General features: G+C 54.8%; 13 protein-coding genes and 1 pseudogene. 8 read left to right on the top strand and 6 right to left on the bottom strand.

The annotated features are described in order from the left end of the window. Nucleotides 1–73 precede the first annotated feature (73 nt). The 6 genes from gyrB to dnaA form a co-directional block, all read right to left on the bottom strand. Nucleotides 74–1,984 carry a DNA topoisomerase (ATP-hydrolyzing) subunit B gene (gyrB, locus tag JW799_RS07710; RefSeq protein WP_080832447.1) on the bottom strand — a complete coding sequence of 637 codons (1,911 nt, stop codon included), beginning with the start codon at nucleotides 1,982–1,984 and terminating at the stop codon, nucleotides 74–76. Between the two features lie 84 nt (nucleotides 1,985–2,068). After that, nucleotides 2,069–2,317, bottom strand: a complete 249-nt coding sequence (remB, locus tag JW799_RS07705; RefSeq protein ID WP_080832446.1) for an extracellular matrix regulator RemB — start codon at nucleotides 2,315–2,317, stop codon at nucleotides 2,069–2,071. Between the two features lie 27 nt (nucleotides 2,318–2,344). After that, entirely contained in the window at nucleotides 2,345–3,463 is a 1,119-nt protein-coding gene (gene recF, locus JW799_RS07700) for a DNA replication/repair protein RecF (protein WP_080832445.1), read from the bottom strand. A gap of 60 nt (nucleotides 3,464–3,523) precedes the next feature. Beyond that, nucleotides 3,524–3,739 carry a S4 domain-containing protein YaaA gene (yaaA, locus tag JW799_RS07695; protein WP_080832444.1) on the bottom strand — a complete coding sequence of 72 codons (216 nt, stop codon included), beginning with the start codon at nucleotides 3,737–3,739 and terminating at the stop codon, nucleotides 3,524–3,526. 10 nt (nucleotides 3,740–3,749) lie between these two features. Further along, nucleotides 3,750–4,892, bottom strand: coding sequence for a DNA polymerase III subunit beta (dnaN, locus tag JW799_RS07690; RefSeq protein ID WP_080832443.1), 1,143 nt, complete (start codon nucleotides 4,890–4,892; stop codon nucleotides 3,750–3,752). Nucleotides 4,893–5,074: 182 nt separating this feature from the next. Further along, nucleotides 5,075–6,424, bottom strand: coding sequence for a chromosomal replication initiator protein DnaA (dnaA, locus tag JW799_RS07685; protein WP_080832442.1), 1,350 nt, complete (start codon nucleotides 6,422–6,424; stop codon nucleotides 5,075–5,077). Between the two features lie 506 nt (nucleotides 6,425–6,930). On the opposite strand from dnaA, the gene rpmH reads away from it, so the two are divergent. The 8 genes and pseudogenes from rpmH to noc all read left to right on the top strand — a co-directional run bounded on the left by rpmH (nucleotide 6,931) and on the right by noc (nucleotide 14,479). Beyond that, complete coding sequence (gene rpmH, locus JW799_RS07680) at nucleotides 6,931–7,065, top strand: 50S ribosomal protein L34 (protein WP_019004989.1); 135 nt, start codon at nucleotides 6,931–6,933, stop codon at nucleotides 7,063–7,065. 104 nt (nucleotides 7,066–7,169) lie between these two features. After that, a pseudogene (rnpA, locus tag JW799_RS07675) lies at nucleotides 7,170–7,511 on the top strand (ribonuclease P protein component); the annotation flags it as partial. A 215-nt stretch (nucleotides 7,512–7,726) separates the two neighbouring features. Continuing rightward, the gene (locus JW799_RS07670) at nucleotides 7,727–8,596 is read left to right on the top strand and encodes a YidC/Oxa1 family membrane protein insertase (RefSeq protein WP_080832440.1); all 870 of its coding nucleotides are present in this window, start codon (nucleotides 7,727–7,729) and stop codon (nucleotides 8,594–8,596) included. Next, nucleotides 8,535–9,152 (top strand): RNA-binding cell elongation regulator Jag/EloR, encoded by a 618-nt coding sequence (jag, locus tag JW799_RS07665; protein ID WP_205429320.1) that lies wholly within the window; start codon nucleotides 8,535–8,537, stop codon nucleotides 9,150–9,152. The genes JW799_RS07670 and jag overlap by 62 nt, the downstream gene beginning before the upstream one ends. A 136-nt stretch (nucleotides 9,153–9,288) precedes the next feature. Continuing rightward, nucleotides 9,289–10,665, top strand: a complete 1,377-nt coding sequence (mnmE, locus tag JW799_RS07660) for a tRNA uridine-5-carboxymethylaminomethyl(34) synthesis GTPase MnmE (RefSeq protein ID WP_080832438.1) — start codon at nucleotides 9,289–9,291, stop codon at nucleotides 10,663–10,665. A gap of 31 nt (nucleotides 10,666–10,696) precedes the next feature. Next, a complete protein-coding gene (gene mnmG, locus JW799_RS07655; protein WP_205429319.1) occupies nucleotides 10,697–12,601 on the top strand; it encodes a tRNA uridine-5-carboxymethylaminomethyl(34) synthesis enzyme MnmG in 1,905 nt (634 codons plus the stop codon). Beyond that, nucleotides 12,594–13,334 carry a 16S rRNA (guanine(527)-N(7))-methyltransferase RsmG gene (rsmG, locus tag JW799_RS07650; RefSeq protein ID WP_080832436.1) on the top strand — a complete coding sequence of 247 codons (741 nt, stop codon included), beginning with the start codon at nucleotides 12,594–12,596 and terminating at the stop codon, nucleotides 13,332–13,334. Before mnmG ends, rsmG begins: the two co-directional genes overlap by 8 nt. Before the next feature lie 329 nt (nucleotides 13,335–13,663). Continuing rightward, nucleotides 13,664–14,479, top strand: a complete 816-nt coding sequence (gene noc / locus JW799_RS07645) for a nucleoid occlusion protein (RefSeq protein ID WP_080832435.1) — start codon at nucleotides 13,664–13,666, stop codon at nucleotides 14,477–14,479. The last annotated feature ends 43 nt before the right edge of the window (nucleotides 14,480–14,522 follow it).

The raw sequence follows: 14,522 nt of genomic DNA, 5'->3' as shown, positions 1-14,522 counted from the left end.
GCAACGCCGAGCTTAAAACGGCCTGCTCGGGTACGGTGCAATGGCGGGTGAACAACCCTGAAATCGCGGCGGATTAAATATCGAGATCTTTCACCAGATTGCCGTACTGCTGGATGAATTCCCGGCGCGGCTCGACGTTGTCGCCCATCAGCATGTCGAACAGCTCGTCGGCCTTCATCGCTTCCTCGATGCGGACTTGCAGCATCGTTCGGGTTTCGGGGTCCATCGTCGTGTCCCACAGCTGATCCGCGTTCATTTCGCCGAGACCTTTGTACCGTTGGACGTTCACCTTGGCGCCTTCGCCGAACTCGGCGATAATCCGGTCGCGCTCGGCTTCGTTTTGCGCGTAGCGAACGACTTTGTTCCGCTCGATCTTGAACAGCGGCGGCTGCGCGATATAGACATAGCCCGCCTCGATCAGCTCCCGCATGTAGCGGTAGAAGAAGGTCAGCAATAGCGTGCGGATGTGCGCTCCGTCGACGTCGGCGTCGGTCATGATGATGATCTTGTGATACCGCGCCTTCGCAATGTCGAAGTCTTCGGCGATGCCCGTTCCGAGCGCCGTAATGATCGCGCGAATTTCCATGTTGGAAAGAATGCGGTCCAGCCGCGCCTTTTCGACGTTCAAAATTTTGCCCCGCAGCGGCAGGATCGCCTGGAAATTCCGATCCCGGCCGGATTTGGCCGAGCCGCCCGCGGAGTCGCCTTCGACGATATACAGCTCGCTGATCGACGCGTCCTTGGACGAACAATCCGCCAGCTTGCCGGGCAGGCTGCTGACCTCGAGCGCGCTTTTGCGCCGGGTCAGCTCGCGCGCCTTGCGCGCGGCCTCGCGGGCGCGCGACGCCTGGAGCGATTTTTCGACGACTTTCCGCGCGATCGACGGATTTTCGTTCATGAACTCCAGCAGCTTGTCCGCGAACAGCGATTCCACGATGCCGCGCACTTCGCTGTTGCCAAGCTTTGTCTTCGTTTGGCCTTCGAACTGCGGGTCCGGAATTTTGACGGAGATGATCGCGGTGAGTCCCTCCCGCACGTCGTCGCCGGTCAAGTTCCCTTCGCTCTCCTTGACCATGCCCGATTTGCGCGCATAGTCGTTGATAATGCGGGTAAGAGCGCTCTTGAAGCCGGATTCGTGCGTCCCGCCCTCGTGCGTATTGATGTTATTCGCGAACGAATAAATATTTTCCGTGTATCCGTCGTTGTACTGCATCGCGATTTCGCATTGGATGTAATCCTTGCTGCCTTCGACGTAAATCGGCTGCTCGTGCAGCGCTTCCCGGGTCCGGTTCAAATAGAGGACGAACTCCTTGATGCCTCCGTCGTACTTGAAGGTATCGCTTTTGCCCGTTCTTTCGTCCTTGATGTTGAGCTCGATTCCCTTGTTCAGGAACGCCAGTTCGCGAATCCGTCCAACCAACGTATCGTAGTCGTATTCGGTCGTTTCCGTGAAAATTTCCGGATCCGGTTTGAAACGGGTTTGCGTCCCGGTCTCGTCGGTATCGCCCGCGATGACCACGTCGTATTGCGGCGCCCCGCGGCGATATTCCTGCTTGTAGACGTGGCCGTCGCGTTTGACTTGAACGGTCACATGCTCGGACAAGGCGTTGACGACCGAAACCCCGACGCCGTGCAAGCCGCCGGATACTTTGTACCCTTCGCCGCCGAATTTCCCGCCGGCATGCAAAACGGTCATGACGACTTCGAGCGTCGACTTTTTCAGTTTCGGATGTTCGCCTACCGGAATGCCCCGGCCGTTATCGATAACCGTGATGCTGTTGTCTTCGTGTACGATGATATCGATCCGGCTGCAATAGCCGGCGAGCGCCTCGTCGATGCTGTTGTCGACGACTTCCCACACGAGATGGTGCAGCCCTTTGCCGCTCGTCGAGCCGATGTACATGCCCGGACGCTTGCGGACGGCTTCCAAACCTTCCAAGACCTGAATCTGACTTTCGTCATACGTATTCTGTTGCGTATTCACGGACAAACCCTCCACCGCCTTCTTTCGTAAACGCGATTATGGCACCGACAGGCGAAACGGCGCCTATGCGCCGCAGTCTCCCCGCTATAAATCGAGTAATAGATGAGCCCTTTTTTTCAACGTTGACGATGAAATAGGCGAATAATAGACTTTCTCTTCCGTAACGACGATCGATTTCGGCTCTTCTTCCCCGATCGTCTCCACCTCGCGGTTTTTGCGGGCGTTCGTTACGAATTGCCTAGACAACTTGGAAGACTGCTCGATGGAAATATCGAAAATGGCCACAAGCTGCGACGTACGGATAATCTTCTCTCCGCCGAGATGGATGTACATGCCGCGCCTCCCGTTGCAAAGTTCGTTTCAGCTCACGATCTCCCCGTTGCGGACTTCGTAGACGGCCGCGTCATGGAGCCGGTTCATATTCACGCTTTCCAGGCCGGTCGTCGTAATGAACGTTTGCACCCGGCTCTGAAACGTCTCGATCAGGTGAGTTTGCCGCTGTTGGTCCAATTCCGACAGAACGTCGTCGAGCAGGAGGAGCGGATATTCCCCGATCTCCTCCCGCATCAGCTCCAGTTCGGCCAGCTTGAGCGACAAGGCCGCCGTCCGCTGCTGCCCTTGCGACCCGAACGATTGAACGTCCTTGCCGTTAATGAAAAAAGCCAGGTCGTCCCGATGAGGTCCTGCAAGCGTCATGCCGCGGCGGAATTCCTGTTCTTTGCCTTGTGTTAACTTTAACATAAATTGCTCGAATAAGTAAGCTTCATCTTGCGAAGCGCCGTCTTCCGAGCCCCCGAACGACGGCCGGTATTCCACCGTCAGGAGTTCGCCTCCGCCCGTAATTCCGCGATGGATCTTCTCGGCCCATCCTTGAAGCTTATGAATAAAGGTTTTCCTTTTTTGCATCATTTTAACACCTGAGGCCGCGAGCTGCTCGTTCCAGACGTCGAGCATCGCTTGCGAAGCGCGGGCGAGATCGGTCGATTTCAGGTAGTTGTTCCGCTGCTGCATGATCTTCTGATATTGCTGCAGATCGTACAAATAGCCGGGATGCACCTGGCCGATTTCCATGTCCATGAATCGGCGGCGCACTCCCGGCGCTCCCTTGACGATATCGAGATCCTCCGGCGCGAACAGCACGACGTTGATCGTGCCGACGAACCCGCTCAGCTTGCGCTGCTCGAGCTCGTTCACTTTCGCTCGCTTTCCTTGCGGGGACAGCTGCAGTTCCATCGAGATGTCCCCGTATTTGCGGGTCAGCTCCGCGCGGATGCGCGCGAACGGCTGGTTCCAGCCGATCAGTTCCTTGTCCTTGGACGTGCGGTGGGATTTGGTCAGCGCCAGCACGTGGATCGCTTCGAGCAAATTCGTTTTCCCTTGGGCGTTCGGCCCCACTAAAATGTTCACGCCCGCGCTCGTATTCAGCGAAAGCCGCTCGTAATTCCGGTAGCCCTGCAAAGTGAGCCGATTCAATTGCATGCCTTGTTTCCTTTCCTCGGAATCCGGGAGACGACGCAACCCGCGCGATTCCGCCTCAACTCAAATGGACCTCACGACGAACGTGCCGAAGCCTTCCACCTCGACTTTATCGCCCGGAACGAGCTTGCGTCCCCTGCGGTTTTCCGCTTCTCCGTTGACCCGGATGGGCGTCTCCTTGACGAACCATTTGACTTCTCCGCCCGTTCCGACGCAATCGCCCAGCTTCAGCAGCTGTCCGAGCGTAATGTATTCGGTCCGAATCGAAATTTCTTTCATGTTCGCCGCCTCAATTCGTGGTCCGGTACGGAAGAATAAGATGCAAGGCGTTATCGTGTTCCCGCGGTTTGATGATGATCGGGCTCATCGATCCCGTAAAGCCGATAAAAAGCTGCTCGCTGTCCGTTACTTTGAGCACGTCGAGCATATATTTCGAGTTGAACGCGATGCGCACCGGATCCCCGGTCAATTCGGTCGTTTCCAGCTGCTCCTGCATCCGTCCGAGCTCGGAGGAGCTGGACGAAATTTCGACGCCGCCGTTTTCCGTCGTCGACAGGCGAACGATGTTCGTTTTTTCCTCCCGCGACAGCAAATAGGCCCGGTCGAGCGCGTCGCTGAGCACCCGCGTCGGCAGAACGAGTTCTGTTTTGTAGCTGGTCGGAATAATCTTTGTAGTGTCCGGAAACGTCCCGTCCAGCATCCGGGAATAGAATAACACATTTCCGAGTTTGAACTGCACCTGGCTTTCGGCGACAACGATGTCGACCAGCGTGATCTGGTCGGGAATGATTTTGGACAATTCGCCCAGCGTCTTCCCGGAAATGACGACATTGGCGAAGCGGATGTCCGAATCGGTTTCGACCTGGATGGAAGCCGTCGCCAGCCGGTGACGGTCGGTCGCGAGAAATTTGAAAACTCCGTCCTGAAGGCTCCACAGCACGCCGGTCAGCACGGGCGTCGATTCGTTCGTCGTGACGGCAAACACGGTCTGGCGAATCATTGATCGAAGCAGATCGCCGGGAACGCTGAACACTTTGTCTTCTTCCAGATTTGGAAGAACCGGGAATTCCTCCGGATCCATGCCGACGATTTGAATTTCGCTCGTTCCGGAATGGATGACCGTCTGGAACCGGTCTCCGACGTCGATATTGACTTCCTCATGCGGAAGCTTGCGGACGATTTCGGAAAAAAACTTGGCGGGAAGCACGACGCTGCCGCTTTTGGAGATGACGGCTACGCTTTTTTCCGGAGTTTCGGCCGGGATGTAACTTTGGATCGAAATATCGGTGTCACTGGCGGTAAGGGTGATTCCCCGCTCGTTGGCGTCGATTTTAATGCCGCTCAGAATCGGAATCGTCGTGCGGGACGAGACGGCTTTGACTGTCTGCTGCACCGCTTCGTTCAATTCGTGGCGTGATATGGTCAGTTTCATGGGCGCACCTCGTCGTTCAGTTTTAAAGTAGCTGTTTTATAAAATCATTAAGGCCGTAGTAGTAGGCGGCGTGAATATGTGGATAAGTCGAAAAAACGCGAAAACGGAGCCTATCCACATGTGTATGCTTTGTGTACAGGCTTCCGGTTTTTCCACTGCGTTTTTTGGTTCTTGTTGCCGAATCAGGACAGGTTTTTGATTTTCTCCGTCAGGTTCTGCACGATTTTGTAAAGCTCCGGGTCGACTTTCAGTTGTCCGGTTATTTTCTCGTGGGCATGGATGACGGTCGTATGGTCCCGCCCGCCGAACGCTTCGCCGATTTTCGGCAAGGAGTAGTCCGTCAGCTCCCGCGACAAATACATGGCGATCTGACGGGGAAACGCGACGGCTTTCGTCCGTTTTCGCGCTTTGAAATCCTCCAGCTTGAGCCCGTAAAATTCGCCTACCCGCTGCTGAATATCCTGGATCGTGATCATCCGGTTGCGTCCGTTGGGCAAAATGTCTTTGAGCGCTTCCGCGGCCAAATGCGTCGTGACGTCCTGATTGGTCAGGGACGAGTATGCGACGATGCGGATGAGCGCGCCTTCCAGCTCGCGAATGTTTGAATCGATCATGTTGGCGATATAGACCATCGCTTCGTTCGGAATGTCGAGGTTTTCGGCTTTCGCCTTCTTCCGGAGGATGGCGATGCGCGTCTCGAGATCCGGCGGCTGGATGTCGGTGATCAATCCCCATTCGAACCTGGAGCGAAGCCGCTCTTCGAGCGTCGGAATTTCTTTGGGCGTCCGGTCGCTGGAGATGACGATTTGCTTATGTTCTTCATGCAGTGCGTTAAACGTATGGAAAAATTCCTCCTGCGTCCCGTCCTTGCCCGCGAGAAACTGGATGTCGTCGATCAGCAGCACGTCGATGCTCCGGTACTTGTTGCGGAAGCTTTCTCCGCGGTTGTCGCGGATCGCGTTGATGAATTCGTTCGTGAACTTCTCGGACGACAGGTACAGAACCTTCATATGAGGATTGTGTTCCAAAATATAGTGCCCGATCGCATGCATCAGATGCGTTTTGCCCAAGCCCACGCCCCCGTAAAGGAACAGCGGATTGTACGCTTTCGCCGGCGCTTCGGCGACGGCGAGCGAAGCGGCGTGCGCGAACCGGTTGCCCGCCCCGATGACGAACGTGTCGAACAAATATTTCGGATTCAGCATCGAGACGTTCTCTTCGGCAACCGCAGGTTTGACTACGGGAGCTTGAAGAAACGGAGCCGGCGGCTCGGTCGGTCGGTTCTCCTCGATGGCGAATCTCACTTCCACGGGAGTTCCCAAGTATTCGGAAAGCGTCGAGACGACCAGCTTCGTATAGCGGGTTTCCAGCCATTCGACCGCGAACGTCGTAGGAGCGGTAACGATAACGGTGCCTTCGTCCAGGAACGTCGCTTTCGTTGCCTTGAACCACGTATCGTAGCTAGGTTTGCTCAGCTTGGTTTGAATGACCGACAATACTTGCTGCCAGATCTCGCTGCTTCGGTTGTCCACATGAAGTCACTCCTTTAACCCAACAGGCGGACGAGGGAGAGGAAATGTCGAAAAAAAGGCGAGATCGACAAGTTATCCACAAAATTCCCTGAATTCTTTATATAGATGTCCATAAGAAGGGGATGTTGTTCACAATGTTATACACAATCTGTTGATAATTTTGAGGTTAAATTCGGTTATCCACGGAAAAATATCGAACTAATCATAGCAGATCAACCCGCGGAATTCAACGAATTTGCGGACGTTATCCACAAATTCAATAACTTGTGGATGAATTCTGTGCACAACACAAGATATTGTTGATAAATTGTGAGATAATTCGACAAACAGTCGCAAAGACCGTCTTTTTCGTTTCTTTTATTCACATGTGCATAATTATTTTCGATTAACGCGTTCTTTCTATATAGAGATAGGGATAACTTGGCGCCGTTTTTTTGGTTTGACAATCCGAAGGCGCTGTGCTTTAATAGAAAGACCTGAGTTTTCAAGTTAGGGGGTATTGAACGGTGGGTCCGACATTTAAACCGAATGTAAGCAAGCGGAAGAAAGTTCACGGTTTCCGCAAGCGCATGAGCACGAAGAACGGACGTAAAGTTCTGAAAGCTCGCCGTCAAAAGGGACGGAAAGTGCTGTCCGCTTAATCGATAAAGACCACGTGAGGTGGTCTTTTTTCTTTATATCCGGACGATACTGGATGAGGATGCTTTCGCGAGAAAAAGAATGACGGGCAATGGAGCGTTGAAGGATGCAAAGAAAACTGCGGCTGCGGAACAGGGAGGATTTCAACCGAATATACCGGCACGGACGATCGTTTGCCAACTCGCAGTTTGTCGTCTACTGGCGCAAGTTCCCGGAGACGGAGCAATTCCGCCTGGGCATTTCCGCCAGCGGCAAGCTGGGGGGCGCGGTCGTTCGCAACCGGCTTCGCAGAATGATCAAGGAAATCGTTCGGCGCAATGCGCACAAGTTGAACGAAGGCCACGACCTCATCCTTATCGTTCGCAAACCGGCGCTTTCTCTCTCTTATTGGGAAATGGAAAAAAGCATCCTGCACGTGCTGCGAAAAGCGGGTTTGACGAAAGGTTCCGTTCCTCCCGAGAAATCGCCTAAAGGGAGAGGGGCCGGAGGCGTGTCCCCCAAGTCGAAAAACGGTCAGCCGCGCGCTTTTCTTTGCCTTTAGTCTTATGGTATATTGGAAGATGGAATCGTTTTAACTCAATCGAATCGTATCGATATTTTCCGGCGTTTCTGCTTGGACAAGCCAAGCTTGCTTACGCACATGCTCGAGAGGAGTTTTTGGTGTTGCTGCGAAATCGCAAATGGTGGATTGCCGGCGGCTTGCTGCTGACGGCGATTCTGGTGTTGTCCGGATGCGCGCCTACCAATACGGCGACGACGACGACCGAAGATATGCTGGAGGGCGGATGGTGGCAGCGAAACGTCGTTTACTGGTTTTCGCTTATGCTGGACACGTTCGCGGATTGGTTCCAGGGGTCTTACGGGTTATCCATTTTACTGCTGACCATTATCGTGCGGACGCTTATATTGCCGCTTTCGATCAAACAGTACAAGAGTTCGAAGGCGATGCAGAAGCTGCAGCCGGAAATCATGAAGCTGCGGGAGAAGCATAAGGACAACCCGCAGAAAATGCAGGAAGAGATGATGAAGCTTTACCAGGAAAATCAGGTCAACCCGCTGGCCGGCTGTTTTCCGCTTCTCATCCAGATGCCGATCTTCATCGCGCTTTATAACTCGATTTTCATGAACAGCGCGATTCGGACCCATACGTTTATCGGACTTGAGCTCGGGTTGTCCCCGTCGCAGTCCGGAACCTGGTACTATTATTTGATCCCGGTCGTCGCCGCGCTGACGACGTTCGTCCAATCGTGGATGATGATCGCTCTTCAGCCGCAGCAGCAAATGGGACCGATGAAGGTGCTCATGTTCGTATTCCCGATCATGATCTTCGTCATGGCGCTCTCGTTCCCGGTCGCTTTGCCGCTTTACTGGATTTACAGCAACATCTATACGATCATCCAAAACTACTTTATGTACGGACGCGGACGTTCCCCGAAACCGGAAGCGACTTCTGGCAAGGAGGCCAAAGCTCATGAAAAAGCTGGTGGCGTCAGGAAAAACGGTGGAAGAAGCACTAAAAAACGGTCTAAATGAGCTCGGTGTCGGCCAGGATCGGGTAAAAGTCGCGGTCCTGGAGCAACCTAGCAAGGGGTTATTCGGTCTGTTCGGAGCCAAGGATGCGAAAGTGGAGCTCGAGCTGATTCCCGACGGCGTGGAAGAAGCGATGCGCTTTCTCGGCGAAGTGACCGAAGCCATGAACGTGAACGTAAGAGCGGAGCGGTCGGACGACCGCGACGGCGTGCGGATCAATTTGACGGGCTCGGACCTCGGCATGCTGATCGGACGGCGCGGCCAGACGCTGGATTCGCTTCAGTTTTTGATGAACATCGTGGCGAACCGGCATTCGGACCGGCATTTGCGGATCGTGCTCGATGCCGAAAATTTTCGCGAACGCCGTCAGACGACGTTGGAGTCGCTGTCGGAGAGAATGGCGGATAAAGTCGTCAAAACGCGGAAAGAAGTCGTGCTCGAACCGATGTCCTCGCAGGAGCGCAAAGTGATTCACGCCCGTCTGCAATCCCATCCGCTGGTGAAGACGTACAGCAAAGGCGATGAACCGAATCGAAGCGTCGTCATCGCTTTGAAATAATCGATGCAGCTGCGCAATGGAAACCGCAACGAGTTGCGGGACATTGCGTTTTTTCTGGAAACGGGTGCGCCTGGGCAAGCTGGCGCAGCCGTTTTACTTGCATTAAGGAAGCGAACCGATATTGGAGGGATGCAGCATGACCGAAGATACGATTGCGGCGATCGCCACCGCGATGGGAGAGAGCAGCGTTGCCGTCATCCGGGTGAGCGGTCCCGAAGCGATAACGAAAATCGCCTCCCTGTTCCGATCGAGAATCGATTTGCGCGAGGCGGATTCGCATACGATTCATTATGGCCATATCGTCGATCCGGCCAGCGGCGGCAAAATCGACGAAGTGCTGGTGTCGGTGATGAAGGGGCCGCGGTCGTTCACGGCCGAAGACGTGGTGGAAATCAGCACCCACGGCGGCATCGTCGCGGTTCAGGCGGTACTTGCGCTCGTGCTTCGCAGCGGAGTGCGCCTGGCGGAGCCGGGCGAATTTACGAAACGGGCGTTCCTGAACGGCCGCATCGATCTGGCGCAGGCGGAAGCGGTCATCGATCTGATCCGCTCGAAGTCGGAGCGGGCGTTCCAGGTAGCGAAGCGGCAATCGGAAGGGCTGCTGTCGCAGCGGATCGCTCCGCTCAGGAACAAACTGATCGAGCTGTTGGCCCACGTCGAGGTGAACATCGATTATCCGGAGCACGATGTAGCCGAAGTGACGGCCGGAATGATCAAAGAGCGATGCGCCGAAGTGCTGGAAGAAGTCGAGCGTTTATTGAAATCCGCAAACGAAGGCAAGATTTTGCGGGAAGGGATCGTGACGGCGATCGTCGGCCGGCCGAACGCGGGCAAGTCTTCCTTATTAAATGCGCTCGCTCGGGAAAACAAGGCGATCGTGACCGACATTCCCGGGACGACGCGCGATATTATAGAAGAGTCGGTATCGCTCGCCGGCATTCCGCTGCGGTTGCTCGATACCGCGGGCATTCGGGAAACGAGCGACGTGGTGGAGAAGATCGGCGTGGAACGCTCGCGCGGAGCTTTGAACGAAGCGGATCTGATCCTGCTCGTTTTGAATATGAACGAACCGCTTAACGAAGAGGAGCTCCGCCTTCTGGACGAACTGCAAGATCGCCCCGCCATCGCCGTTATCAACAAAATCGACCTCGAGCGCAAGCTGGAGATCGAAGAGGTGGAGAAGAGGTTCCCGAAGGAACGATTGATTTATTTGTCAGCGAAGGAAGGAACTGGACTGGAAAACTTGGAAGCAGCCGTTTCCGGCCTGTTCTTGGGCGGCGGAGTCGAGACGGAGGATATGACGTACGTGAGCAATGCGCGCCATATCGCGCTGTTTCACCAGGCCGTATCGTCGCTTCGGGATGCGATGGAGGGAGCGGAGAGCGGCGTGCCGATCGATTTGATTCAAATCGATCTTTCCTCGGCGTGGGAGACGCTGGGCGAAATTGTCGGCGATTCCGTCGGAGAGTCGCTGCTGGATCAAATTTTCTCTAAATTTTGCTTGGGCAAATGATATAATGGGTTAGCTATAAGGAGGGACGAAAATGAGTTACGAAGCAGGACAATACGAAGTATTGGTCGTCGGCGCCGGCCATGCGGGCGTCGAAGCAGCGCTGGCCGCGGCCCGGATGGGATGCGAAACGCTGCTGCTGACGATCAATTTGGATATGGTGGCGTTTATGCCATGCAACCCGTCGATCGGCGGCCCGGCCAAAGGCCACGTCGTCCGCGAAATCGACGCGCTCGGCGGCGAGATGGGCCGCAATATCGACAAGACGTTTATTCAAATGCGCATGCTGAACACGGGCAAAGGTCCGGCCGTGCATGCGCTTCGGGCGCAAGCCGATAAATTTTTGTACCAGCATATGATGAAAGAAACGATCGAAAAGCAGGAGAAGCTGACGCTTCGCCAAGGCATGGTCGAGGAACTGATCGTCGAAGACGGCGTTTGCCGCGGCGTCGTGACGAAAACGGGGGCCGAATATCGCGCGAAAACGGTCGTACTGACGACCGGGACGTACTTGCGCGGGAAAGTCATCATCGGCGAGCTGATGTACGAGAGCGGTCCGAACAATCAACAGCCTTCGGTCAAGCTGTCGCAATCGCTGAAGGACCTGGGCCTTGAGCTCGTTCGCTTCAAAACGGGGACCCCGCCGCGCGTTCACCAGGATACGATCGATTTTTCGAAAACGGAAATTCAGCCCGGCGACGCGCAGCCGAAATATTTCTCGTTCGAAACCGAGTACGAAGAGCGGGCGAACGAGCAGCTGCCGTGCTGGCTGACGTACACGTCGGAAGAAACGCACAAGATCATTAACGATAACCTGCACCGGGCCCCGATGTTCTCGGGTGCGATCGAGGGCACCGGACCGCGCTACTGCCCTTCGATCGAGGACAAAATCGTTCGCTTCGCCGACAAGCCGAAGCATCAGATTTTCCTGGAGCCGGAAGGCCGCAATACGAAGGAATACTATGTGCAAGGCCTTTCGACGAGCATGCCGGAGGACGTGCAGCTGCGCATTTTGCGTTCCATTCCGGGATTGGAAAAGGTCGAAATGATGCGCACCGGCTATGCGATCGAATACGACGCGGTCGTGCCGACGCAGCTTTGGCCTTCGCTGGAAACGAAGCAGGTCCCGAACCTGTTCACCGCCGGCCAAATCAACGGAACGTCGGGGTACGAGGAAGCGGCCGGACAAGGAATTATGGCCGGGATCAACGCGGCGCGGAAAGCGAAAGGCCTCGATCCGGTCATTATCGATCGTTCGCAGGGCTATATCGGCGTCATGATCGACGACCTGGTGACGAAGGGAACGAACGAGCCGTATCGTCTGCTTACTTCGCGGGCGGAATATCGGCTGCTTCTTCGCCACGACAACGCGGATTTGCGGCTGACGCCGCTCGGCTACGAAATCGGCTTGATTTCCGAACAACGCTATCAAAAATTCCTGCACAAGAAAAACACCGTGGAAGCGGAAATCGGACGATTGAAGGAAACGAAATTCCGTCCCGACGAACGCGTGCAGGCGATGCTCGCTTCGACAGGTTCGGCGCCGATCGTCAATTCGGTCGACGGGTTGACGCTGCTGCGCCGTCCGGAAGTGACGTACGCGCACTTGGAAGCTTTGTCGCCGTCGCCGTTCGAATTGACCGACGATATGAAGGAACAAGTCGAAATCCAAACGAAGTATACCGGATATATCGAAAAGCAGCTTCAGCAAGTCGAACGATTGGCCAAAATGGAGAAAAAGCGGATTCCGGACGATATCGACTACAGCGTTATTCACGGGCTCGCGACGGAAGCCCGGCAAAAGCTCGATAAAATCCGACCGATCTCGCTCGGCCAGGCATCGCGGATTTCGGGCGTCACGCCGTCCGACCTATCGATTCTGCTCGTGCATCTGGAGCATTACAACCGGGTGACGGCAGCGCGGGTGCAGCATGGATGAGCTCCAAACCTGGCTGAAAAACGAGGCCGCCGGCCTCGGCATCGAGCTCGGGGCTCGGCAGTTGGATCAGTTCGAAACGTATTACCGGCTTCTTGTCGAGTGGAACGAAAAAATGAATTTGACCGGCATCACGGAAAGAGCAGCCGTTTACGAAAAGCATTTTTACGATTCGTTAACGCCGGCGACCGTCGCCGATCTTTCCGGACCGGCTTCTCTTGCGGATATCGGTTCGGGAGCCGGCTTTCCGTCGATCCCGCTGAAAATCGCGTTCCCGGCGCTTCGGGTCACGATCGTCGATTCGCTGGCCAAGCGCATTCGTTTTTTGGAGGAAGTCGTCGCTTCGCTCGGATTGGAGGATGTTGCCTGTCTGCACGGTCGGGCGGAGGATGTGGCCCGGCTTCCCGAACAACGGGACCGACACGACATCGTGACGGCGCGAGCGGTGGCCCGCCTTGCCGGACTCAACGAACTTTGTCTTCCTTTTGCGAAACCCGGAGGCAGGTTTATCGCCATGAAGGGTTCGGATATCGCCGAAGAGCTGGAGGAAAGCAAATTCAGCGCGGGGAAATTGAATGCCGAAATCGAATGGACGAAGCGGCTGGAGCTGCCGATCGAAAAGTCCGAGCGTCATTTGATCGTCATGAGCAAAAAGGATTCGACGCCAAAGGCATATCCGCGAAAAGCGGGCATACCGCTCAAAACCCCATTGTTGTCCGGGGGCATCCGCATTTGATCGAATGTTTCACGTGGAACATGACGGCGTTCGCGCCGAACGTGTTTCACGTGGAACATTTTTTTCTTGTCAAAGCTATGAAAGTTTTTTCAAAAGCAGGAGAATGGCTTTCGATAGCGAATTAAATACATACGGAGAAAAGCGACGTGCCGCATATGCGCTGTAAAGGCGTGGAAATGCGGCGCTTTTTCGTCAATATGCAGCGGCGTTTTTGTGAAGTCAAGCCGGAAATCGCAAGAAGACGTTATTTTCCAAAAGCAGTTTAGGCTCGTTTGTGTTTCGCTGGTTTAGAATCTCCTATATAATATGAACGTGGTGGTAAAAGGAATATGAGAGAACCGTTGTCGCGTATTTTCGGGCTGTCGGATCGGAGCAATCAGGAAGAAGTGAAGCAAATCCCTGTTGCGGATATCGTTCCGAGTCCGTATCAGCCCCGATCGGTATTTGACGACGAACGAATCGACGAACTCTGTCAAACGATCAAAACGCTTGGTGTCATTCAACCGGTCGTCGTCCGTCTTCGCAACGGCAAATATGAGCTGATTGCCGGCGAGCGTCGTTGGCGTGCCGTGACCAAGCTCGGAATGGATAACATTCCGGCAATCGTACGCGAAATTAACGATTCGCAAGCGGCATCGATGGCATTGATCGAAAACCTTCAACGCGAAGGGTTGACGGCCATCGAGGAAGCGGTCGCTTATCAGAAATTGATGGATCTCCATCAATTGACGCAGGAAAGCCTTGCGCAGCGACTCGGGAAGAGTCAATCCACCATCGCGAACAAAATTCGGCTGCTTCAGTTGGGGGAAACCGTAAAGACCGCGCTGCTCGAACGGAAGATTACCGAGCGGCATGCTCGCGCCATGCTGGCTTTGCCCGATGAGGAACTGCAAAATAAAGTTCTGCAAGACATCATCGACAAAGAATGGAACGTCAAGCAGACGGAAACGAGAATCGCCTTCCTGCTGGAGGCGAACAAGAAGCCGAAATCCAAGCGGGTTTCCTTCACGAAGGACGTGCGTCTTGCGCTGAATACGATTCGCCAATCGGTCGACATGGTTACCGGTTCGGGAATCCCGATCAAATCGAGCGAACGCGACTGCGAAGACCATATTGAGATCGTCATCCATATTCCGAAGCGGTAACGATTGTCCGACGTCCGGCATTGCCGGTTGTTTCGGCATCGAA

Source organism: Cohnella algarum (assembly GCF_016937515.1).
GTDB lineage: Bacteria > Bacillota > Bacilli > Paenibacillales > Paenibacillaceae > Cohnella > Cohnella algarum.
Note: the sequence above shows the minus strand (reverse complement) of the source record. Positions and strands in the feature narration are given on the sequence as shown.